Here is a 19422-nt window from a genome sequence, read left to right on the forward strand (position 1 = left end):
ACGAAAGACCATCATGGCACGCAAAACCCCCCTTGAGCGCTACCGCAACATCGGTATCTCGGCGCACATCGACGCAGGCAAGACCACGACGTCCGAGCGCATCCTGTTCTACACCGGCGTGACCCACAAGCTGGGCGAGGTGCACGACGGCGCCGCCACCACCGACTGGATGGAGCAGGAGCAGGAGCGCGGCATCACCATCACCTCCTCGGCAGTGACCTGCTTCTGGAAGGGCATGGACCTGTCGCGCCCCGAGCACCGCATCAACATCATCGACACCCCCGGCCACGTGGACTTCACCATCGAGGTGGAGCGTTCCATGCGCGTGCTCGACGGCGCCGTGATGGTGTACTGCGCCGTGGGCGGCGTGCAGCCCCAGTCCGAAACCGTCTGGCGCCAGGCCAACAAGCACAAGGTGCCGCGCCTCGCGTTCGTGAACAAGATGGACCGCACCGGCGCCAACTTCTTCAAGGTCTACGACCAGATGAAGCTGCGCCTGAACGCCAACCCGGTGCCGATCGTGGTGCCGATCGGCGCCGAGGACCACTTCCAGGGCGTGGTCGACCTGCTCAAGATGAAGGCCATCATCTGGGACGAAGCCAGCCAGGGCATGAAGTTCGAGTACGGCGACATCCCCGCCGACCTGGTCGAAACCTGCAACAAGTGGCGCGAGAACATGGTCGAGGCCGCCGCCGAGGCGTCCGAAGAGCTGATGAACAAGTACCTCGAAGAGGGCGACCTCTCCGAGCAGGACATCATCGCCGGCCTGCGCCAGCGCACCATCGCCACCGAGATCCAGCCCATGCTGTGCGGCTCGGCCTTCAAGAACAAGGGCGTGCAGCGCATGCTCGACGCCGTGCTCGACCTGCTGCCCTCGCCGGTGGACATTCCCGACGTGGCCGGCACCGACCCGGACGACCACGAGAAGCACCTCTCGCGCAAGGCCGATGACAACGAGAAGTTCTCGGCCCTCGCGTTCAAGCTGATGACCGACCCCTTCGTCGGCCAGCTGACCTTCGTGCGCGTGTACTCGGGCGTGCTGAACAAGGGCGACACCGTCTACAACGCCGTCAAGGGCAAGAAGGAGCGCATCGGCCGTATCGTGCAGATGCACGCCAACGAGCGCCAGGAAATCGAAGAGATCCGCGCCGGCGACATCGCCGCCTGCGTGGGCCTGAAGGAAGTGACCACGGGCGACACCCTGTGCGACCTGGACCACCACATCATGCTCGAGAAGATGGTCTTCCCCGAGCCCGTGATCGCCCAGGCCGTGGAGCCCAAGTCCAAGGCCGACCAGGAGAAGATGGGCATCGCCCTGTCGCGCCTGGCCTCCGAGGACCCGTCTTTCCGCGTGCGCTCCGACGAGGAATCGGGCCAGACCATCATCGCCGGCATGGGCGAGCTGCACCTGGAAATCATCGTCGACCGCATGAAGCGCGAATTCGGCGTGGAAGCCAACGTCGGCAAGCCCCAGGTGGCCTACCGCGAGACCATCCGCAACACCGTCAAGGACGTGGACGGCAAGTTCGTGCGCCAGTCCGGCGGCAAGGGCCAGTACGGCCACGTGGTGTTCCGCCTGGAGCCCAACGAGCCGGGCAAGGGCTTCGAGTTCCTCGACGAGATCAAGGGCGGCGTGGTGCCGCGCGAGTACATCCCCGCCGTGCAGAAGGGCGTGGAAGAGGCGCTGACCAGCGGCGTGCTGGCCGGCTACCCCGTGGTGGACGTCAAGGTCGCGCTGACCTTCGGTTCGTACCACGACGTGGACTCGTCGGAGCAGGCGTTCAAGATGGCGGCCATCTTCGGCTTCAAGGAAGCCGCCAAGAAGGCCAACCCCGTCATCCTGGAGCCCATGATGGCCGTGGAAGTCGAAACGCCCGAAGACTACGCCGGTACCGTGATGGGCGACCTGTCGTCCCGCCGCGGCATGGTGCAGGGCATGGACGACATGGTCGGCGGCGGCAAGGCCATCAAGGCCGAGGTGCCGCTGTCCGAGATGTTCGGCTACGCCACGCAGCTGCGCTCCATGACGCAGGGCCGCGCCACGTACACGATGGAGTTCAAGCACTACGCCGAGGCTCCTCGCAACGTGGCCGAGGCCATCATCGCTGCGCGAGCCAAATAAACCAAGGTGCCGGACCAGGATTCGCGCAGCGAAGCTTGCCCGGACACCTCTGGTTAAAGACGAATTGGCTGCCAGTGCTTGGTCCTCAAGTGCTGGCAGCTATCTAATAGATAGCAAATTTCTTGCAATCTGCGATCCGGTGCCGTCCTGTCGCCCTGTGCGGGACGAACCAGCAACCGGGTGCAGACGTTAAACCTCTACACAGGCATTGCTCTTTGGAGAAATTGAAATGGCAAAAGGTAAATTCGAGCGGACCAAGCCCCACGTGAACGTGGGCACGATCGGTCACGTGGACCATGGCAAGACGACGCTGACGGCGGCCATCGCGACGGTGCTGTCCAAGAAGTTCGGCGGCGAAGCCAAGGGCTACGACCAGATCGACAACGCGCCCGAAGAAAAGGCGCGCGGCATCACCATCAACACCTCGCACGTCGAATACGAAACGGCCAACCGCCACTACGCCCACGTGGACTGCCCCGGCCACGCCGACTACGTCAAGAACATGATCACCGGCGCCGCCCAGATGGACGGCGCCATCCTGGTGTGCTCGGCCGCCGACGGCCCCATGCCCCAGACGCGCGAACACATCCTGCTGGCCCGCCAGGTGGGTGTGCCCTACATCATCGTGTTCCTGAACAAGTGCGACATGGTGGACGACGAAGAACTGCTCGAACTCGTCGAAATGGAAGTGCGCGAACTGCTGGACAAATACGAATTCCCCGGCGACGACACCCCCATCATCCGCGGCTCGGCCAAGCTGGCCCTGGAAGGCGACCAGTCCGACAAGGGCGAACCCGCCATCCTGCGCCTGGCTGAAGCCCTCGACACCTACATCCCCACGCCCGAGCGCGCAGTGGACGGCGCCTTCCTCATGCCCGTGGAAGACGTGTTCTCCATCTCCGGCCGCGGCACCGTGGTCACGGGCCGCGTCGAGCGCGGCATCATCAAGGTCGGCGAAGAAATCGAAATCGTCGGCATCCGCGACACGCAAAAGACCACCGTCACCGGCGTGGAAATGTTCCGCAAGCTGCTGGACCAGGGCCAGGCTGGCGACAACGTCGGCCTGCTGCTGCGCGGCACCAAGCGTGAAGACGTCGAGCGCGGCCAGGTGCTGTGCAAGCCCGGCTCCATCAAGCCGCACACGCACTTCACCGCCGAGGTGTACGTGCTCTCCAAGGACGAAGGCGGCCGCCACACGCCGTTCTTCAACAACTACCGTCCGCAGTTCTACTTCCGCACGACCGACGTGACCGGCTCCATCGAGCTGCCGGCGGACAAGGAAATGGTCATGCCCGGCGACAACGTGTCGATCACCGTCAAGCTGATCGCGCCAATCGCCATGGAAGAAGGCCTGCGCTTCGCCATCCGCGAAGGCGGCCGCACCGTGGGCGCGGGCGTCGTGGCAAAGATCATCGAGTAATCGGCGGACAGCCAGTCAAGGAACATCATGTCCAAGCAAAAGATCCGTATCCGCCTCAAGGCGTTCGATTACAAGCTGATCGACCAGTCCGCCGCCGAGATCGTCGACACCGCCAAGCGCACCGGCGCCATCGTCAAGGGCCCCGTGCCCCTGCCCACGCGCATGAAGCGTTTCGACATCCTGCGCTCGCCGCACGTCAACAAGACCAGCCGCGACCAGCTGGAGATCCGCACGCACCAGCGCCTGATGGATATCGTCGATCCCACGGACAAGACGGTGGACGCGCTGATGAAGCTCGACCTGCCGGCCGGCGTGGACGTCGAGATCAAGCTGCAGTAATCCCTGCGGCACATGCGGCGCGGCCATGAGGCGGCGCCCGCAATAACGCGGACTTGCTCGGAAGGGCGGTCCGCGTTATACTTTGCGGCTTCGCGTTTTTGCGTCCAGGTTGCTGGGCGCCAAGTATGCGGAGTTTTATCAACCTTCTTTCACGCACCTTGGTGCAAACGCCTGGGCCAATTGCAGTCGGGGCGGTGGAAGTTTTGGAGAAAACCAATGAGTCTGAGCAACTCCCTCGGGTTGCTGGGCCGCAAGGTGGGCATGATGCGTCTGTTCACCGATGACGGGGACGCAGTGCCCGTCACGGTGGTGGATGTGTCCAACAACCGCGTGACCCAGGTCAAAACCCAAGAGAACGATGGCTACGTGGCCCTGCAGGTCACGTTCGGTTCGCGCAAGGCATCTCGCGTGACCAAGCCCGAAGCCGGCCACCTCGCCAAGGCGGGTGTCGAAGCCGGTGAAATCATCCGCGAATTCCCCGTGACCGCCGAAGTCGCCGGCAAGTACGCCGCCGGCAGCGCCGTGCCCGTGGCCGACGTGTTCGCCGTGGGCCAGAAGGTGGACGTGCAGGGCACCTCCATCGGCAAGGGCTACGCCGGCACCATCAAGCGCCACAACTTCGGTTCGCAGCGCGCCTCGCACGGTAACAGCCGCTCGCACAACGTTCCTGGCTCCATCGGCATGGCGCAGGATCCGGGCCGGATTTTCCCGGGCAAGAAGATGACGGGCCACCTCGGTGACGCCACCGTCACGACGCAAAACCTCGACGTGGTTCGCATCGACGAAGCACGCCAACTGCTCTTGATCAAGGGCGCCGTTCCGGGCTCCAAGGGTGGGTTCGTGACGGTGCGTCCGGCAGTCAAGGCCAAAGCTTCCAAAGGAGCGAACTAATGCAGCTCGAACTCCTGAATGAACAAGGCCAGGCCGCGTCCAAGGTGGACGTGCCCGAGACCGTGTTCGATCGCCAGTACAACGAAGACCTGATCCACCAGATCGTCGTCGCCTACCAGGCCAATGCCCGCCAGGGCACGCGCGCCCAGAAGGACCGCGAGCAGGTCAAGCACTCGACCAAGAAGCCCTTCAAGCAGAAGGGCACCGGCAACGCACGTGCCGGTATGACCTCCTCGCCGCTGTGGCGTGGGGGCGGTCGCATCTTCCCGAACCTGCCCGAAGAAAACTTCACGCAGAAGATCAACAAGAAGATGTACCGCGCCGGCATGGCCGCCATCCTGTCGCAGCTGGCCCGCGAAGGCCGCCTGGCCGTGGTGGACTCGCTGAAGCTGGAAAGCCCCAAGACCAAGGTGCTGGCCGACAAGTTCAAGGCCATGAACCTGCAATCGGTGATGGTGATCGCCGATGAGGTCGATGAGAACCTGTACCTCGCCTCGCGCAATCTGAAGAACGTGTTCGTCGTCGAGCCGCGTTATGCAGACCCCGTGTCGCTGGTGCATTACAAGAAAGTGCTCGTCACCAAGGGCGCGATCGACAAACTCAAGGAGATGTTCGCATGAGCACGCTCAAGTTTGACGAAGGTCGTCTGATGCAGGTGTTGGTCGCTCCCATCGTGTCCGAGAAGGCCACCATGGTTGCCGAGAAGTCCAACGCCGTGACGTTCAAGGTGCTGCAGAACGCAACCAAGCCCGAAATCAAGGCCGCCGTGGAACTGATGTTCAAGGTGGAAGTGAAGGGTGTTTCTGTGGTGAACACCAAAGGCAAGACCAAGCGCTTTGGCAAGACCATGGGCCGCCGCGACAACGTGCGCAAGGCCTATGTGCTGCTCAAGGAAGGTCAAGAGCTGAACCTGTCCGGGGAGGCTGCGTAAACCATGGCTGTTATCAAGCTCAAACCCACGACCCCGGGCCAGCGCGGCACGGTGAAGATCTCGCGTGACCACCTGTACAAGGGTGATGCGTTCGCGCCTCTGCTGGAGCCCCAGTTCCAGAAGGCCGGCCGCAACAACAACGGTCACATCACCACCCGCCACAAGGGCGGCGGCCACAAGCACCACTACCGCGTGGTGGACTTCCGCCGCAACAAGGACGCCATCCCCGCCAAGGTGGAGCGCATCGAGTACGACCCGAACCGCACGGCCCACATCGCCCTGGTGTGCTACGCCGACGGCGAGCGCCGCTACATCATCGCCCCGCGCAACCTGGAAGTCGGCGCCTCCATCGTGAGCGGCTCCGAGGCTCCGATCCGCGTGGGCAACACGCTGCCGATCCGCAACATCCCGGTGGGCTCGACCATCCACTGCATCGAGCTCAAGCCCGGTGCCGGTGCCCAGATCGCGCGCTCGGCCGGCACGTCGGCCACGCTCCTGGCCCGCGAAGGCGTGTACGCCCAGGTGCGCATGCGCTCTGGCGAAGTGCGCAGGATCCACATCGAGTGCCGCGCCACGATCGGCGAGGTTGCCAACGAAGAGCACAGCCTGCGCCAGCTCGGCAAGGCCGGTGTGAAGCGCTGGATGGGTATCCGCCCGACGGTGCGCGGCGTTGCCATGAACCCGATCGACCACCCGCACGGTGGTGGCGAGGGCCGTACCGGCGAAGGCCGTCACGCGGTTGACCCATGGGGCAACCTGACGAAGGGCTACCGCACCCGCAACAACAAGCGCACACAGACCATGATCGTGTCGCGTCGCAAGAAGTAAGGGGTAGCAAATGACTCGTTCTCTCAAAAAGGGTCCGTTTGTTGACCATCACTTGCTGGCCAAGGTCGAGAAGGCCATCGCCACCAAGGACAAGAAGCCCGTCAAGACCTGGTCGCGCCGCTCCATGGTGCTGCCCGAGTTCATCGGCCTGACGATTGCCGTGCACAACGGCAAGCAGCATGTGCCGGTCTACGTCACCGACCAGATGGTGGGCCACAAGCTGGGCGAATTCGCCCTGACGCGCACCTTCAAGGGCCACCCCGCCGACAAGAAGGCCAAGAAGTAAGGAATGACCATGTCTGAAACACGTGCAGTCCTGCGTGGCGTCCGCCTGTCGGTTGACAAGGGTCGCCTGGTCGCAGATCTGATCCGCGGCAAGAAGGTGGATCAAGCCCTGGACATCCTGACGTTCACGCAGAAAAAGGCTGCGGGCATCGTCAAGAAGGTGCTGGAATCCGCCATTGCCAACGCCGAGCACAACGACGGCGCCGACATCGACGAACTGAAGGTCAAGACCATCTTCGTCGAGCAAGGCACCACGCTCAAGCGTTTCACCGCGCGCGCCAAGGGCCGCGGCAATCGCATCAGCAAGCCGACGTGCCACATCTACGTGACCGTGGGTAACTAAGGCCAATAGGAACGAATATGGGACAGAAAATCCATCCTACCGGCTTTCGCCTCTCGGTCAGCCGCAACTGGGCCAGCCGCTGGTACGCGAGCAACCGTGACTTCGCCGGCATGCTGGCCGAAGACATCAAGGTGCGCGAGTTCCTCAAGGCCAAGCTGAAGAACGCCGCCGTCTCGCGCATCCTGATCGAGCGCCCCGCCAAGAACGCCCGCATCACCATCTACTCGGCACGTCCGGGCGTGGTGATCGGCAAGAAGGGCGAGGACATCGAGAACCTGAAGAAGGAACTCGCCACGCGCCTGGGCGTGCCGGTGGCCGTGAACATCGAAGAAGTGCGCAAGCCCGAAATCGATGCCAAGCTGATCGCCGACTCGATCACCCAGCAGCTCGAAAAGCGCATCCAGTTCCGCCGCGCCATGAAGCGCGCCATGCAGAACGCGATGCGCCTGGGCGCCCAGGGCATCAAGATCATGTCCTCGGGCCGCCTGAACGGCATCGAAATCGCACGTACCGAGTGGTACCGCGAAGGCCGCGTGCCGCTGCACACCCTGCGCGCCGACATCGACTACGGCACCTCCGAAGCCAAGACCACCTACGGTGTGATCGGCGTGAAGGTGTGGGTCTACAAGGGCGACACGCTGGGCCGTGGCGACCTGCCCGTGGCCGAGACGCCGCGCCCCGATGACGAGCGCCGCCCCCGTGGCCCCCGCCGCGATGGCCGTCCTGGCGATCGCGCAGGCCGTGGTGGCCGTCGTCCGATGGGCGGCAATGCCGCTCCGGCCGATGGCAGCGACAAGCCCCAAGGCGCCGGTGGCGCCGACGCAACCGCCGTTAAGCGCGTTCGCAAGACTGACGCGCCCGCTACAGCAGCGGACGGCAAAGGAGAATAAACATGCTGCAACCTGCTCGCCGCAAGTTCCGCAAGGAGCAAAAAGGCCGCAACACCGGCATTGCCACGCGTGGCAATTCGGTGGCTTTCGGTGACTTCGGTCTGAAGTGCACGGACCGCGGCCGTCTGACGGCCCGCCAGATCGAGGCCGCACGCCGTGCGATCTCTCGTCACGTCAAGCGTGGCGGCCGCATCTGGATCCGCGTGTTCCCCGACAAGCCGATCTCCACCAAGCCCGCCGAAGTGCGTATGGGTAACGGCAAGGGTAACCCCGAGTACTACGTGGCCGAGATTCAGCCCGGCAAGGTGGTGTTCGAGATCGTCGGCGTGCCCGAAGAACTGGCCCGCGAGGCGTTCCGCCTGGCTGCCGCCAAGCTGCCGCTGCGCACTACGTTCGTAGCCCGTCAGATTGGCGCTTAAGGAGAAATCAACATGACGAAAGCTGCTGAACTCCGCCAAAAGGACGTAGCCGGCCTGGAGGCCGAAATCAAGTCGCTGCAGAAGGCCCATTTCGGCCTGCGCATGCAGAAGGCTACGCAACAGTTGGGCAACACCAACACGCTGCGCGCCACGCGCCGTGACATTGCCCGCGCCAAGACCATTCTTGCTGAAAAGCAAGCCGCCAAGTAATCCAGGAGCGAACATGACGGAAGCCAAACCCTCCCTCAAGCGCACCTTGGTTGGCAAGGTGGTCAGCGACAAGCGTGCCAAGACCGTGACCGTGCTCGTCGAGCGCCGCGTCAAGCATCCCATCTACGACAAGATCATGATCAAGTCGAGCAAGTACCACGCCCACGACGAAAACGGCGAGTACAAGATGGGCGACACGGTCGAGATCACGGAAAGCCGTCCGCTTTCCAAGACCAAGAACTGGGTGGCCACGCGCCTGGTGCAAAAGGCCGCACTGGTCTAAGCCCTATCGGCCCCCGGGCAGCAATGCCCAGTCAAACGACCCACAATGTGGGTCGTTTTTTTATTCCCAGGAGCCAATCATGATCAAGGTCGGAGACCAACTGCCCGCCACCACGTTGATGGAATACGTCGAAGTCGAGGGCAATGGCTGCAGCATCGGCCCCAACCCGGTCGACGTGCAAAAGGCCGCCGCGGGCAAGACCATCGCGCTGTTCGCCGTGCCGGGCGCATTCACGCCCACCTGCTCGGCCAAGCACGTGCCGGGCTACGTGGAGCAGGCCGAGGCCCTCAAGGCCGCCGGAGTGGACGAAATCTGGTGCCTGGCGGTGAACGACGCCTTCGTCATGGGCGCATGGGCGCGCGATCAGAAGACGGGCGGCAAGGTGCGCATGCTGGCCGATGGCGACGCCGTGTTCGCCAAGGCCGCGGGCCTCACGCTCGACCTGAACGGCAAGGGCCTGGGGCTGCGCAGCAACCGGTACTCGATGCTGGTCAAGGACGGCAAGGTCGCCACGCTGAACGTGGAGGCGCCCGGCAAGTTCGAGGTCAGCGACGCGGCCACCCTGCTGGCGCAGGCCAAGGGCTGATCCCTTCCCGGCACGAAAAAGCGCCGCCGCGACGATCCGTCGCGGCGGCGCTTTTGTTTTGATAGCTTCCAGCGCTTGCCTGGCGGGCGCGAGAGGCCGAAAGGACTAGAAAATATCCGCCTTCAGGTAATGCGATCCCGCGAGGGGGTTGTGGTAGTACGGCGGTATCTCCACGAAGCCCAGCTCGGCATACAGCGCGCGCGCCGCCTCCATGCCGTCCAGCGTATCGAGCAGCACGCAGGCGTAGCCCGCCTGGCGCGCCAGGTCGAGTACGGCCTCGGCCAGCTGGCGGCCCAGGCCGAAGCCGCGGAACGCCTTGCGCACGTACAGGCGCTTCATCTCGCAGGCGTTGGGGTAGTCGGCCGTGTCCAGCGGCCGCAGGGCGCAGCAGCCGGCGATGCTGCCCTCGACCTCGGCCAGCAGGAGGTGGCCGCGCGGCGGCGCATAGTCGCCAGGCAGGGTGGCCAATTCGTCCGCGAAGCCCTGGAACGACAGGTCCACGTCCAGGCTGTCTGCATATTCCTGGAAGATCTCGCGTACCGCTTCCATTTCGTGGGGCAGGGTGGGGCTCAGCAGCGTGACGACGGGGCGGTGATCCATTGGGCGCGGGGACTCTTTCTCGAGCGGTAGACGGCGATGGCCCAGTGTATCCATGCGCCTTTCCGGGTTTACCCCAGGCTTGCGACCCACCAGGCGAGCACGCAGGCAGCGGCCAGGATCGCGGCCGCGCCGATGCGGCTGGCCAGGTCGTCGCGGGACGAGGGCGCGGGCCGGGGCAACTGCTTGTCCCCGCGGACCATGGCGCGCACGAGCGGACGCCGGCGCACCAGCGTGTAGAACGCGATGGCGCACAGGTGCAGGACCACGAAGGCCACCAGGAGGTACTGGCCCACGTCCTTGTGGTACCAACTCGCCAGATCGACCCATTCACCCGGGGCCAGGTGCGCCAGGGGGCCGGCGGAGGCGATCTCGTCGTCGCTCAGCAGCCCGCTGCACACCTGCGCCAGCAGCAGCGCCAGCAGTGCGAATACGGACAGCGCGCCCAGGGGCGAGTGGCCCACGTCGTCGCGCGCCTCGTCGCCCCGGCCCGCCAGGTAGCGCCACAGGCGCCCGGGCGAATACAGGAAGCTCGCGAAGCGCGACCAGTGCCCGCCCACCAGCCCCCAGGCCAGCCGGAAGGCGAGCAGCGCCAGCATCGCCAGGCCCAGGCGCATGTGCCATTGCATGGCGTTGCCGCCGATCTTGGCGGTGGCCACGAGCGCGATGGTCGTGGCGACGATTGCCCAGTGGAACAGGCGGGTGGGCAGATCCCAGACGCGTACCGTGTGCTGCATGGTGTGCGGATTCGAGGCCGAGAAAGATGCGGCCATTGTGCCCCGCGGCCGCGCCGGCGCCGCATGCCATACCCGAGCAAAGCCCGGGCGCTTAGGCGTGGCGCGATACTGCGGCCTGGCAGGCGGCGGCCTCCTGCCGCGCTGCTGCCCCACTTCCCCACGAAAGGTGCACTACATGCCATCCAAAGCCATTGCCTTCGCCGTAGCCGCCTCTGCGGCCATGCTGCTCTCCCTGCCGGCCGCGGCGCAGTTCGCCAAGCCCGAAGAGGCCATCAAATACCGCCAGAGCGCGCTGTTCATGATGGGGCAGCATTTCGGGCGCATCGGCGCCATGGTCAACGGCAAGGCGCCCTACGACGCCAAGGCGGCGCAGGCGAATGCCGACGTGGTGGCCAGCCTCGCGGCCTTGCCCTGGGCGGGTTTCGGCCCGGGCACGGACAAGGGCGCGCCGACCAAGGCCAAGCCCGGCGTGTGGAGCGAGCATGCCAAGTTCACCGAGTATTCGGAGAAGCTGCAGGCCGAGGTCGCCAAGCTCGACGCTGCCGCCAAGACCGGCAGCCTGGACAACCTGAAGGCCGCCTTCGGCGCCGCGGCCAATGCCTGCAAGACCTGCCACGACGCCTATCGCGCACGGTGAGGCGGAACAACCCCCAGTGGCGCTTCGCGCCTTCCTCCTTCTCTCACGCTGCGCGTGGGAAGGGGGACGACGCCGGTGGCCGGGCAAAGCCCGCTCCACGGCGTCTGCGGCCATTAGGCTGGTGGGAGTGCGCCGGTTTCATGCGGATGCTATTTTGAGAATAGCTGCTGGCGCTTGCCCAGCAAGGAAAAACGCCGTTTTCTTATGAAGAAAACGGCGTTTCGCACGAGAAGGAGGGTGGTCAGGCCTCGGCCAGCAGCCGCTCTATGAGCTTGTGCAGTTCGCCGAAGTCGGGCGCGCCCACGTAGCTCTTCACGATCTCGCCGCGCTTGTTGACGATGAAGGTCGAGGGGGTGAGCTTCACGTCGCCCCAGGCCTTGGCCACGGCGCCGGTGTTGTCGATGGCCACCTTGAACGGCAGCTTGCGCGTCTCGGTGAAGTTCACCACGTAGCTCGGCGGGTCGTAGCTCATGGCCACGGCCAGGGTCTCGAAGCCCCGGTCCTTGTACTTGTCGTAGGTAGCGACGATCTCCGGCATCTCCGCCACGCAGGTGGTGCAGCTCGTGGCCCAGAAGTTCACCAGCGTCACCTTGCCCTTGAGGTCGGCCGTGGTCTGCTGGGAGCCGTCGAGCAACACGAAGGTCGACTGCGGTGCGGCCGACTGGCCCGAACCCAGCACCACCACGGCGCCCACGGCAACGCCCGCCGCCACGGCGCCGGCCACCAGCCACTTCTTGATTCCCATATCCGTTTCCCCATCATGGCACCCGGCAAGGGTGCAGCCACGCCGCGATTGTGCCGCAGCGCCCGAGCTGAACATGCCAGCGTGGGATTGGGCCGGGCGCGAAAAGTTCGCGGGCCCTGGCGCCTGCCTGGGAATAATGCCCGCCATGTCCCGTTCCACCGTCCGCCTCTCCGTGGCCGCCAGCGCGCTGGCCTTGCTCGCCTGCAGCCCGGCGCTCGACTGGCGCAGCGTGCCCTTGCCGGAGGCGGGCATCACGCTGTCCCTGCCCTGCAAGCCCGAGCGCGCCGCGCGGCCCGTGGACCTGGGTGCCGGGGCCGTGGAGCTGTCCATGGTCGGCTGCCAGGCCGATGGCGCCACCTTTGCCCTGTCGCACATGCCGCTGGCCGACCCGTCCCAGGCGGGCGCCGCGCTCGCGCGCTGGCGCACCGCCGCCCTGGCGCGCATGCAGGCTGGCCCGCAGGCGCAGGCCGGCGCGGCCTTCGTCCCCCGGCAGGCCCTGGATTTGCCGCAGTCGCTGCGCATGGTGGTGCGCGGGCGCGGCGCGGATGGCGCCGAGGTCGTGGCCGAGGCCGTGTGGTTCGCGCGCCTGGAGGGCCCGCGGGCGCGCCTGTACCACGCCGTGGTCTACGCGCCGCAGCCGCGCACGGCGGCGGCCGACACCTTCTTCGCGGGCCTGGCGCTGCAGCCGTGAGCGCGCGGAGGCGCCATCGGGCGGCGCCATAATGCATGGCATTGCCGCCTGCCATGAACACACGCCTTTTCATCATTGCCCACGCCCCCCTGGCCCATGCCCTGCGCGAATGCGCGCTGCATGTGTTTTCCGATTGCGCGGATGACCTGCTGGCCCTGGACGTGCCGCCCGATGAACCGCCGGAGCAGACGCTGTCCAACGCCCGCGCCCTGCTGGCGCAGCATGGCCAGGCGCCCGTGCTGGTGCTGTCCGACCTGTTCGGCGCCACGCCCTGCAACGTGGCCCGGCGCCTGGTCGATGACGTCCATGCGCGCCTGATCGCCGGCGTGAATCTGCCCATGCTGCTGCGGGCCGTGTGCTACCGGGCCGAGCCGCTCGATGCCCTGGCCGCGCGCGCCCTGGCCGGCGGAACGCAGGGGATGCTGCAGGTGGCCGCGGCCGCAGAATCCCATCCAACGCGCAACTCATGATCAAGAACACCATCACCATCAGCAACAAGCTGGGCCTGCACGCCCGCGCCTCGGCCAAGCTGACCAAGCTGGCCGGCAGCTACCCCTGCGACGTCTGGATGAGCAAGGGCGAGCGCCGCATCAATGCCAAGAGCATCATGGGCGTGATGATGCTGGCCGCGGGCCTGGGTTCGCAGGTGGAGATCGAGACCGACGGCACGCAGGAGCAGGAGGCCATGGGCGCGCTGCTGGCGCTGATCGATGGCAAGTTCGGCGAGGGCGAATAAACCGCGGGCGAGGCGCACATGACCTTCTCCATCCACGGCCTGGCGATCGCCCGCGGCATCGCCATCGGGCGAGCGGTGCTGGCAGCGTCCGGCAGCATGGAGGTCGCGCACTATTTCATCGAGCCGCAGCAGGTGCAGGCCGAGATCGCGCGCGTGCGCAGCGGCCGCAATGCCGTGATCGAGGAACTGCAGCGCCTGCAGGCGGACATGCCGCCCGACGCGCCGCCCGAGCTGGCCGCGCTGCTGGACGTGCACCTCATGCTGCTGCAGGACGAGATGCTGGTCAGCGGCGTCAAGCACTGGATCACCGACCGCCTCTACAACGCCGAATGGGCGCTGACCACGCAGCTGGAGATCATCAGCCGCCAGTTCGACGAGATGGAGGACGAATACCTGCGCGAGCGCAAGGCCGACCTCGCGCAGGTGGTGGAGCGCATCCTGCGCCGCATGAAGGGCGTTGCCAGCCCCGTGGCGCCGCCGCCCAGCCCGCGCCGCCGGGCCGAGGCCGGCGCCGAGGCCGAGTACCTGCAGGGCGACGCGGCCGACGTGCCGCTGGTGCTGGTGGCCCACGACCTGTCGCCGGCCGACATGCTGCAGTTCAAGCAGAGCGTGTTCGCCGGCTTCGTCACCGACGTGGGCGGCAAGACCAGCCACACGGCCATCGTGGCGCGCAGCATGGACATTCCCGCCGTCGTGGGCGCGCGCGGGGCCAGCCAGCTGGTGCGCCAGGACGACTGGATCATCATCGACGGCGACGCCGGCGCGGTGATCGTCGACCCCACGCCCATCATCCTGGCCGAATACGGCTTCCGCCAGCGCCAGCTCGCGCTGGAGCGCGAGCGCCTGACGCGGCTGCGCCATACGCCGGCCGTCACGCTGGACGCCCAGGCCATCGAGCTGCTGGCCAACATCGAGCAGCCGGGCGACGCCGCTGCAGCCCTGCGCGCGGGTGCCGTGGGCGTGGGCCTGTTCCGCAGCGAATTCCTGTTCATGGGGCGCGGCGGCCGCCTGCCCGACGAGGAGGAGCAGTACCTCGCCTACCGCGAGGCCGTGCAGGGCATGGAGGGCCTGCCCGTGACCATACGCACGGTGGACGTGGGCGCGGACAAGCCGCTGGACAAGGGCTACAAGGACCGCTCGCTCAACCCCGCGCTGGGCCTGCGCGCCATCCGCTGGAGCCTGGCCGATCCGGCCATGTTCCGTACCCAGCTGCGCGCCATGCTGCGCGCTGCCGCGCATGGGCCGGTGCGGCTGCTGTTTCCCATGCTCGCGCACGTGAGCGAGATCCGCCAGACGCTGGCCCAGGTGGACCTGGCGCGCGCCGAGCTCGATGCGCGCGGCGCGGCCTATGGCACCGTGCAGCTGGGCGCCATGATTGAGGTGCCGGCCGCGGCCCTCATCGTGCAGCAGTTCCTGCGCTACTTCGACTTCCTCTCGCTGGGCACCAACGACCTGATCCAGTACACGCTGGCCATCGACCGCGCCGACGAGGCCGTGGCGCACCTGTACGAGCCGCTGCACCCGGCGGTGCTGCGGCTCGTGGCCGACGTGATCGCCGAGGGTGCGCGCCAGGGCAAGAGCGTGAGCGTGTGCGGCGAGATGGCGGGCGACGTGGGCATGACGCGGCTGCTGCTGGGCCTGGGCCTGCGCAGCTTCTCCATGCAGCCGGCGCAGATCCTGGCCGTCAAGCAGGAGGTGCTGCGCGTCGACGCGCGCAAGCTCGCTGGCTGGGCGCAGCAGGTGCTGGCCTCGGACGACCCGGCCGCCATGCTGGCCCAGTAGTCCGGGTTTCTATCGATTTCGTAGCTGCCAGCGCTTGCTGGATAAGCGCTGGAGGCCGATTTTTCTTCAAACCCCGGCCGCGTGCGCCTGCTGGTCGGCGTGGTAGCTCGAACGCACCATGGCGCCCACGGCCGCGTGCGAGAAGCCCATCTTGTAGGCCTCGGCCTCGAACATCTTGAAGGTGTCGGGGTGCACGTAGCGGCGCACCGGCAGATGGCTGTTGCTCGGCGCGAGGTACTGGCCGATGGTCAGCATGTCGATGCCGTGCGCACGCATGTCGCGCATCACCTGCAGGATCTCCTCGTCGGTCTCGCCCAGGCCGACCATGATGCCGCTCTTGGTGGGCACGCCCGGGTGCAGGGCCTTGAACTTCTTGAGCAGGTTCAGGCTGAACTGGTAGTCCGAGCCCGGGCGCGCCTCCTTGTACAGGCGCGGCGCGGTCTCCAGGTTGTGGTTCATCACGTCCGGCGGCGCGGCCTTGAGGATCTCCAGCGCGCGGTCGTCGCGGCCGCGGAAGTCGGGCGTGAGGATCTCGATCTGCGTGGCGGGCGAGAGCTCGCGGATGCGCTGTATGCACTCCACGAAATGGCCCGAGCCGCCGTCGCGCAGGTCGTCGCGGTCCACGCTGGTGATGACGACGTACTTGAGCCGGAGCGCGGCGATCGTCTTGGCCAGGTTCAGCGGCTCCTCCTTGTCCAGCGGGTCGGGCCGGCCGTGGCCCACGTCGCAGAACGGGCAGCGGCGCGTGCACTTGTCGCCCATGATCATGAAGGTGGCCGTGCCATGGCCGAAGCACTCGCCGATGTTGGGGCAGGAGGCCTCCTCGCACACCGTGTGCAGCTTGTGCTCGCGCAGGATCTGCTTGATCTCGTAGAAGCGCGTCGTCGGGCTGCCGGCCTTCACGCGGATCCACTCGGGCTTCTTGAGGACCTCGCCCCGCTCGACCTTGATCGGGATGCGCGACAGCTTGGCCGCGGCCTTCTGCTTGGCCAGCGGGTTGTAGGCTTCGGCGGATTGCGCTTCGCGCACGGTTTCTGGAGTGCTCATGGCTTTTCGGGGGGCGGGTCAGGGCGCGAGGCGGGAGGCAAGCTGTTGACCCAGCACGGCCGCCACGTCGTCCCAGGTGGTGTGGACGCCGATTGTAGAAAGGTCCACCGTCTGCAATCCTGCGTAACCGCAAGGGTTGATGCGCGAGAAGGGCTCCAGGTCCATGGCCACGTTCAGCGCCACGCCGTGGTAGGTGCAGTGGCGCGCGACCTTGATGCCCAGCGCCGCGATCTTGGCCAGGCCCGCGAAGTCGGGCACGGGCGCCGCGCTGCCAGGCGCGCGCCGCAGCGGGCGCTGCGGCAGCCGCGCGTGGCTGCCGGGGTCGTCCGGGCGCACGTAGATGCCCGGCGCGCCGGCCACGCGGTGGCCCGTCACGCCATAGTGGCCCAGCGTGCGGATCACGGCCTCCTCGATGCGATGGACGTACTCCTTGACGTAGTAGCCCGCGCGGTGCAGGTCCACCAGCGGATAGGCGACGACCTGGCCGGGGCCATGGTGCGTGACCTGCCCGCCGCGGTTGGTGGCGACGACGGGAATGTCGCCAGGCATCAGGACGTGGTCCTTCCTGCCCGCAATGCCCTGCGTATAGACCGGCGGATGCTCGCAAAGCCACAGCTCGTCCGCCGTGTCACCGGTGCGCTCCTCGGTGAAACGCCGCATGGCGGCCACGGTGTCGGCGTAGCCCGCGCGGCCCAGCACGCGCAGCTGCATGGCGGGCAGGCTCACAGCACGACCTTGACCATGGGGTGCGAGGACAGGGCGCGGTACAGGTCGTCGAGCTGCTCGCGGCTGGTGGCGGTGATGGTGATGGTCACGCCCAGGTAGTTGCCGGCGCGGCTGTCGCGCAGCTCGATGGTGGAGGCATCGAAATCGGGATCGAAGCGCCGGGCCACCTCGGTCACCGCATGCACGAAGCCGTTCACGTTCGCGCCCATCACCTTGATGGGAAAGCGCGAGGGGTATTCGATCAGCGAGTCCTTGCGGGGATCGGTGGCGGGCGGGTTGGCAGGCGTCGTCATGTCGGGTCTTTCTGGCTCGGGCGGCCACGGGAGCCAATGGTATGGTGCTGGGGCTGATGGCCGGGGGCCGTTGGGGCGCCACCACATTGCCGCCGCTCGTGCCTCGGTTCGGTGGCCGGCCCCTGGGTAATTGTGGATCGGACGGGGTTTTTACTTATAATCAAGGGCTTTGTGAAAGTTTTGGTCTGTGGCGCAAGCTTCTTCCCGCGAGAAAACAACCGCCTCCTGGACCGAATCTGAGGCTGAAGATTCCGACTTCAAGCCCTTGACCGCGCAGGAGGCAACGGAGTGGCGCAAGCGCCAGCCCCGCCTGTCGGTCTGGCGGATCGTCGCGGTCCAGGCAGCGGTGGGTGTGTTGGCTGCGCTGCTGGCCTGGTTGCTGACGGGGCGGGCGCAGTGGGCCTGGTCCGTCGGCTACGGGGGCTTGTCGGTGGTGCTGCCCGCGGCGCTGTTTGCGCGTGCAATGGCGCGCAGGCGAACGTCCGCAGGGGCTGCCGTGGCGGGACTCTTCGGCTGGGAGCTGGTGAAGATTGTTGTGACCGTCGCCATGTTGGCGGCGGCGCCCAGGCTGGTGCCGGGGCTCAGTTGGCTGGCCTTGCTGGCCGGCATGGTGGTAACGATGAAAGCGTACTGGATCGCGCTGCTGGCGCGCCCCGGTGTTCGACGAACCGATTGATATTTGAGAGAAGAGTTGTCCAATGGCCGCAGAAGCGAATGCACCGACCGCCAGTGAATACATCGTTCACCACCTGCAGCATCTGCAGAACGTCAAGCAGGGTTTCATCGTTGACTTCTCGGTGGTCAACCTCGACTCCATCGCCGTCAGCGTGCTGCTGGGCGTGCTGATGCTGCTGGTCTTCTGGTCGGCCGCGCGCAAGGCCAGCGCAGGCGTGCCGGGGCGTTTCCAGGCGGCGGTGGAGATCCTCGTCGAGATGGTGGACAACCAGGCCAAGGCCAACATCCACAACGCCCAGAGCCGCAAGTTCATCGCGCCGCTGGCGCTCACCGTGTTCGTCTGGATCTTCCTGATGAACGCCATGGACATGCTGCCCGTCGACCTGCTGCCGGTGCTGTGGCAGGGCGCGCTGAGCGACCACCACGCCTATCTGCGCGTCGTGCCCACGGCCGACCTGTCCACGACACTGGGCCTGTCCTCTGCCGTGCTGCTGCTGTGCTTCTACTACAGCATCAAGATCAAGGGCCTGGGCGGCTGGATCCACGAACTGTTCACGGCGCCGTTCGGCACCAGCAAGAATCCGCTGTTCGCCGCCATTTTGGGCGTGGTGAATTTCGCCATGCAGATCATCGAATACCTTGCCAAGACGGTTTCGCACGGCATGCGACTGTTTGGCAACATGTACGCTGGTGAGTTGGTGTTCATGCTGATCGCCCTGATGGGCGGCGCGGCTGCCATGTCGCTCTCTGGTGTGTTGCTCCCCCTGGGGCACATCATTGCGGGCTCTATCTGGGCGATCTTCCACATTCTGATCATCACCCTGCAGGCCTTCATTTTCATGATGCTGGCGCTGATTTACCTCGGCCAGGCGCATGACGCTCACTGAGCTTTCCCTTTCCTTTTCCTTTCTCAACCAACCTTTCTTTTCATCCTAGGAGTCATCATGGAAAACATTCTCGGCCTCGTCGCTCTGGCTTGCGGTCTGATCGTTGGTCTCGGCGCCATCGGCGCTTCGATCGGTATCGCTCTGATGGGCGGCAAGTTCCTGGAATCGTCGGCTCGTCAGCCTGAGCTGATCAACGAGCTGCAAACCAAGATGTTCATCTTGGCCGGTCTGATCGACGCGGCCTTCCTGATCGGCGTGGCCATCGCGCTGCTGTTCGCTTTCGCCAACCCCTTCGTCCTGGCCTAAGCGCTCCGATCAACGC

At 66.0% G+C, this 19422-nt stretch carries 27 protein-coding genes and 1 pseudogene; 22 read left to right on the forward strand and 6 right to left on the reverse strand.

Going from position 1 to position 19422, the window contains the following annotated elements; translation table 11 throughout:
* Positions 1–13 precede the first annotated feature (13 nt).
* From fusA to ACX12L_RS15385, 14 genes are all read left to right on the forward strand, one after another.
* Entirely contained in the window at positions 14–2122 is a 2109-nt protein-coding gene (gene fusA, locus ACX12L_RS15320; RefSeq protein ID WP_459263385.1) for an elongation factor G, read from the forward strand.
* 229 nt (positions 2123–2351) lie between these two features.
* Entirely contained in the window at positions 2352–3542 is a 1191-nt protein-coding gene (gene tuf / locus ACX12L_RS15325; RefSeq protein WP_459263386.1) for an elongation factor Tu, read from the forward strand.
* Between the two features lie 27 nt (positions 3543–3569).
* Positions 3570–3881, forward strand: a complete 312-nt coding sequence (rpsJ, locus tag ACX12L_RS15330) for a 30S ribosomal protein S10 (RefSeq protein ID WP_005796953.1) — start codon at positions 3570–3572, stop codon at positions 3879–3881.
* 216 nt (positions 3882–4097) lie between these two features.
* Positions 4098–4772, forward strand: coding sequence for a 50S ribosomal protein L3 (gene rplC, locus ACX12L_RS15335; protein WP_459263387.1), 675 nt, complete (start codon positions 4098–4100; stop codon positions 4770–4772).
* On the forward strand, positions 4772–5392 hold the full coding sequence (gene rplD, locus ACX12L_RS15340; RefSeq protein WP_013517322.1) for a 50S ribosomal protein L4: 621 nt from the start codon (positions 4772–4774) through the stop codon (positions 5390–5392). The genes rplC and rplD overlap by 1 nt, the downstream gene beginning before the upstream one ends.
* Positions 5389–5703 carry a 50S ribosomal protein L23 gene (gene rplW, locus ACX12L_RS15345; RefSeq protein WP_011803744.1) on the forward strand — a complete coding sequence of 105 codons (315 nt, stop codon included), beginning with the start codon at positions 5389–5391 and terminating at the stop codon, positions 5701–5703. Before rplD ends, rplW begins: the two co-directional genes overlap by 4 nt.
* Positions 5704–5706: 3 nt before the next feature.
* On the forward strand, positions 5707–6531 hold the full coding sequence (gene rplB / locus ACX12L_RS15350; RefSeq protein ID WP_013517323.1) for a 50S ribosomal protein L2: 825 nt from the start codon (positions 5707–5709) through the stop codon (positions 6529–6531).
* Between the two features lie 10 nt (positions 6532–6541).
* On the forward strand, positions 6542–6817 hold the full coding sequence (gene rpsS / locus ACX12L_RS15355; protein ID WP_003059413.1) for a 30S ribosomal protein S19: 276 nt from the start codon (positions 6542–6544) through the stop codon (positions 6815–6817).
* Positions 6818–6826: 9 nt separating this feature from the next.
* Positions 6827–7159 carry a 50S ribosomal protein L22 gene (rplV, locus tag ACX12L_RS15360; protein ID WP_013517324.1) on the forward strand — a complete coding sequence of 111 codons (333 nt, stop codon included), beginning with the start codon at positions 6827–6829 and terminating at the stop codon, positions 7157–7159.
* Between the two features lie 17 nt (positions 7160–7176).
* On the forward strand, positions 7177–8049 hold the full coding sequence (gene rpsC / locus ACX12L_RS15365; protein WP_459263388.1) for a 30S ribosomal protein S3: 873 nt from the start codon (positions 7177–7179) through the stop codon (positions 8047–8049).
* A gap of 2 nt (positions 8050–8051) precedes the next feature.
* Complete coding sequence (gene rplP / locus ACX12L_RS15370; protein WP_013517326.1) at positions 8052–8468, forward strand: 50S ribosomal protein L16; 417 nt, start codon at positions 8052–8054, stop codon at positions 8466–8468.
* 12 nt (positions 8469–8480) lie between these two features.
* The gene (gene rpmC / locus ACX12L_RS15375; protein WP_459263389.1) at positions 8481–8678 is read left to right on the forward strand and encodes a 50S ribosomal protein L29; all 198 of its coding nucleotides are present in this window, start codon (positions 8481–8483) and stop codon (positions 8676–8678) included.
* 13 nt (positions 8679–8691) lie between these two features.
* The gene (gene rpsQ, locus ACX12L_RS15380) at positions 8692–8961 is read left to right on the forward strand and encodes a 30S ribosomal protein S17 (RefSeq protein WP_013517328.1); all 270 of its coding nucleotides are present in this window, start codon (positions 8692–8694) and stop codon (positions 8959–8961) included.
* Positions 8962–9040: 79 nt separating this feature from the next.
* Positions 9041–9547, forward strand: coding sequence for a redoxin family protein (locus ACX12L_RS15385; RefSeq protein WP_459263390.1), 507 nt, complete (start codon positions 9041–9043; stop codon positions 9545–9547).
* Positions 9548–9652: 105 nt separating this feature from the next.
* Here ACX12L_RS15385 and ACX12L_RS15390 read toward each other — a convergent pair whose 3' ends face one another.
* Entirely contained in the window at positions 9653–10147 is a 495-nt protein-coding gene (locus ACX12L_RS15390; RefSeq protein ID WP_459263391.1) for a GNAT family N-acetyltransferase, read from the reverse strand.
* 68 nt (positions 10148–10215) lie between these two features.
* Positions 10216–10881 carry a cytochrome b/b6 domain-containing protein gene (locus tag ACX12L_RS15395; RefSeq protein WP_459263392.1) on the reverse strand — a complete coding sequence of 222 codons (666 nt, stop codon included), beginning with the start codon at positions 10879–10881 and terminating at the stop codon, positions 10216–10218.
* A 175-nt stretch (positions 10882–11056) separates the two neighbouring features.
* Between ACX12L_RS15395 and ACX12L_RS15400 the strand changes: the two genes are divergently transcribed.
* On the forward strand, positions 11057–11518 hold the full coding sequence (locus tag ACX12L_RS15400) for a c-type cytochrome (RefSeq protein WP_459263393.1): 462 nt from the start codon (positions 11057–11059) through the stop codon (positions 11516–11518).
* A 241-nt stretch (positions 11519–11759) separates the two neighbouring features.
* Here ACX12L_RS15400 and ACX12L_RS15405 read toward each other — a convergent pair whose 3' ends face one another.
* Entirely contained in the window at positions 11760–12263 is a 504-nt protein-coding gene (locus tag ACX12L_RS15405; RefSeq protein ID WP_459263394.1) for a TlpA disulfide reductase family protein, read from the reverse strand.
* Between the two features lie 145 nt (positions 12264–12408).
* Between ACX12L_RS15405 and ACX12L_RS15410 the strand changes: the two genes are divergently transcribed.
* The 4 genes and pseudogenes from ACX12L_RS15410 to ptsP all read left to right on the forward strand — a co-directional run bounded on the left by ACX12L_RS15410 (position 12409) and on the right by ptsP (position 15472).
* The gene (locus tag ACX12L_RS15410; RefSeq protein ID WP_459263395.1) at positions 12409–12954 is read left to right on the forward strand and encodes a hypothetical protein; all 546 of its coding nucleotides are present in this window, start codon (positions 12409–12411) and stop codon (positions 12952–12954) included.
* A 53-nt stretch (positions 12955–13007) separates the two neighbouring features.
* Positions 13008–13449, forward strand: a pseudogene (locus ACX12L_RS15415) (PTS sugar transporter subunit IIA); the annotation flags it as partial.
* Entirely contained in the window at positions 13421–13690 is a 270-nt protein-coding gene (locus tag ACX12L_RS15420) for an HPr family phosphocarrier protein (protein ID WP_459263396.1), read from the forward strand. The pseudogene ACX12L_RS15415 and the gene ACX12L_RS15420, both read left to right, overlap by 29 nt.
* A gap of 18 nt (positions 13691–13708) precedes the next feature.
* Positions 13709–15472 carry a phosphoenolpyruvate--protein phosphotransferase gene (gene ptsP, locus ACX12L_RS15425; protein ID WP_459263397.1) on the forward strand — a complete coding sequence of 588 codons (1764 nt, stop codon included), beginning with the start codon at positions 13709–13711 and terminating at the stop codon, positions 15470–15472.
* Between the two features lie 66 nt (positions 15473–15538).
* Here the strand turns inward: ptsP and lipA are convergent, their stop codons facing one another.
* The 3 genes from lipA to ACX12L_RS15440 are packed head-to-tail and all read right to left on the reverse strand — an operon-like array spanning position 15539 to position 17538.
* The gene (gene lipA, locus ACX12L_RS15430; protein WP_459263398.1) at positions 15539–16519 is read right to left on the reverse strand and encodes a lipoyl synthase; all 981 of its coding nucleotides are present in this window, start codon (positions 16517–16519) and stop codon (positions 15539–15541) included.
* Between the two features lie 18 nt (positions 16520–16537).
* Positions 16538–17230: a lipoyl(octanoyl) transferase LipB gene (gene lipB, locus ACX12L_RS15435; protein WP_459263450.1), complete on the reverse strand. Its 693-nt coding sequence runs from the start codon at positions 17228–17230 to the stop codon at positions 16538–16540.
* A gap of 11 nt (positions 17231–17241) precedes the next feature.
* Positions 17242–17538, reverse strand: coding sequence for a YbeD family protein (locus ACX12L_RS15440; protein WP_013517339.1), 297 nt, complete (start codon positions 17536–17538; stop codon positions 17242–17244).
* A 187-nt stretch (positions 17539–17725) separates the two neighbouring features.
* On the opposite strand from ACX12L_RS15440, the gene ACX12L_RS15445 reads away from it, so the two are divergent.
* Genes ACX12L_RS15445 through atpE form a run of 3 tightly spaced genes read left to right on the forward strand, consistent with a single transcriptional unit; the run spans position 17726 to position 19406 of the window.
* Positions 17726–18214: an ATP synthase subunit I gene (locus ACX12L_RS15445; RefSeq protein WP_459263399.1), complete on the forward strand. Its 489-nt coding sequence runs from the start codon at positions 17726–17728 to the stop codon at positions 18212–18214.
* Between the two features lie 22 nt (positions 18215–18236).
* A complete protein-coding gene (gene atpB, locus ACX12L_RS15450) occupies positions 18237–19100 on the forward strand; it encodes a F0F1 ATP synthase subunit A (RefSeq protein WP_459263400.1) in 864 nt (287 codons plus the stop codon).
* Positions 19101–19157: 57 nt separating this feature from the next.
* Positions 19158–19406 carry a F0F1 ATP synthase subunit C gene (gene atpE, locus ACX12L_RS15455; protein WP_011803767.1) on the forward strand — a complete coding sequence of 83 codons (249 nt, stop codon included), beginning with the start codon at positions 19158–19160 and terminating at the stop codon, positions 19404–19406.
* The last annotated feature ends 16 nt before the right edge of the window (positions 19407–19422 follow it).

This window comes from Alicycliphilus sp. T452 (genome assembly GCF_054512775.1).

Excerpts from the sequence above, each read along its gene's own strand:
- fusA (WP_459263385.1), top strand. The coding sequence starts at position 14 with ATGGCACGCAAAACCCCCCTTGAGCGCTACCGCAACATCGGTATCTCG.
- tuf (WP_459263386.1), top strand. The coding sequence starts at position 2,352 with ATGGCAAAAGGTAAATTCGAGCGGACCAAGCCCCACGTGAACGTGGGC.
- rpsJ (WP_005796953.1), top strand. The coding sequence starts at position 3,570 with ATGTCCAAGCAAAAGATCCGTATCCGCCTCAAGGCGTTCGATTACAAG.
- rplC (WP_459263387.1), top strand. The coding sequence starts at position 4,098 with ATGAGTCTGAGCAACTCCCTCGGGTTGCTGGGCCGCAAGGTGGGCATG.
- rplD (WP_013517322.1), top strand. The coding sequence starts at position 4,772 with ATGCAGCTCGAACTCCTGAATGAACAAGGCCAGGCCGCGTCCAAGGTG.
- rplW (WP_011803744.1), top strand. The coding sequence starts at position 5,389 with ATGAGCACGCTCAAGTTTGACGAAGGTCGTCTGATGCAGGTGTTGGTC.
- rplB (WP_013517323.1), top strand. The coding sequence starts at position 5,707 with ATGGCTGTTATCAAGCTCAAACCCACGACCCCGGGCCAGCGCGGCACG.
- rpsS (WP_003059413.1), top strand. The coding sequence starts at position 6,542 with ATGACTCGTTCTCTCAAAAAGGGTCCGTTTGTTGACCATCACTTGCTG.
- rplV (WP_013517324.1), top strand. The coding sequence starts at position 6,827 with ATGTCTGAAACACGTGCAGTCCTGCGTGGCGTCCGCCTGTCGGTTGAC.
- rpsC (WP_459263388.1), top strand. The coding sequence starts at position 7,177 with ATGGGACAGAAAATCCATCCTACCGGCTTTCGCCTCTCGGTCAGCCGC.
- rplP (WP_013517326.1), top strand. The coding sequence starts at position 8,052 with ATGCTGCAACCTGCTCGCCGCAAGTTCCGCAAGGAGCAAAAAGGCCGC.
- rpmC (WP_459263389.1), top strand. The coding sequence starts at position 8,481 with ATGACGAAAGCTGCTGAACTCCGCCAAAAGGACGTAGCCGGCCTGGAG.
- rpsQ (WP_013517328.1), top strand. The coding sequence starts at position 8,692 with ATGACGGAAGCCAAACCCTCCCTCAAGCGCACCTTGGTTGGCAAGGTG.
- ACX12L_RS15385 (WP_459263390.1), top strand. The coding sequence starts at position 9,041 with ATGATCAAGGTCGGAGACCAACTGCCCGCCACCACGTTGATGGAATAC.
- ACX12L_RS15390 (WP_459263391.1), bottom strand. The coding sequence starts at position 10,147 with ATGGATCACCGCCCCGTCGTCACGCTGCTGAGCCCCACCCTGCCCCAC.
- ACX12L_RS15395 (WP_459263392.1), bottom strand. The coding sequence starts at position 10,881 with ATGCAGCACACGGTACGCGTCTGGGATCTGCCCACCCGCCTGTTCCAC.
- ACX12L_RS15400 (WP_459263393.1), top strand. The coding sequence starts at position 11,057 with ATGCCATCCAAAGCCATTGCCTTCGCCGTAGCCGCCTCTGCGGCCATG.
- ACX12L_RS15405 (WP_459263394.1), bottom strand. The coding sequence starts at position 12,263 with ATGGGAATCAAGAAGTGGCTGGTGGCCGGCGCCGTGGCGGCGGGCGTT.
- ACX12L_RS15410 (WP_459263395.1), top strand. The coding sequence starts at position 12,409 with ATGTCCCGTTCCACCGTCCGCCTCTCCGTGGCCGCCAGCGCGCTGGCC.
- ACX12L_RS15420 (WP_459263396.1), top strand. The coding sequence starts at position 13,421 with ATGATCAAGAACACCATCACCATCAGCAACAAGCTGGGCCTGCACGCC.
- ptsP (WP_459263397.1), top strand. The coding sequence starts at position 13,709 with ATGACCTTCTCCATCCACGGCCTGGCGATCGCCCGCGGCATCGCCATC.
- lipA (WP_459263398.1), bottom strand. The coding sequence starts at position 16,519 with ATGAGCACTCCAGAAACCGTGCGCGAAGCGCAATCCGCCGAAGCCTAC.
- lipB (WP_459263450.1), bottom strand. The coding sequence starts at position 17,230 with ATGCAGCTGCGCGTGCTGGGCCGCGCGGGCTACGCCGACACCGTGGCC.
- ACX12L_RS15440 (WP_013517339.1), bottom strand. The coding sequence starts at position 17,538 with ATGACGACGCCTGCCAACCCGCCCGCCACCGATCCCCGCAAGGACTCG.
- atpB (WP_459263400.1), top strand. The coding sequence starts at position 18,237 with ATGGCCGCAGAAGCGAATGCACCGACCGCCAGTGAATACATCGTTCAC.
- atpE (WP_011803767.1), top strand. The coding sequence starts at position 19,158 with ATGGAAAACATTCTCGGCCTCGTCGCTCTGGCTTGCGGTCTGATCGTT.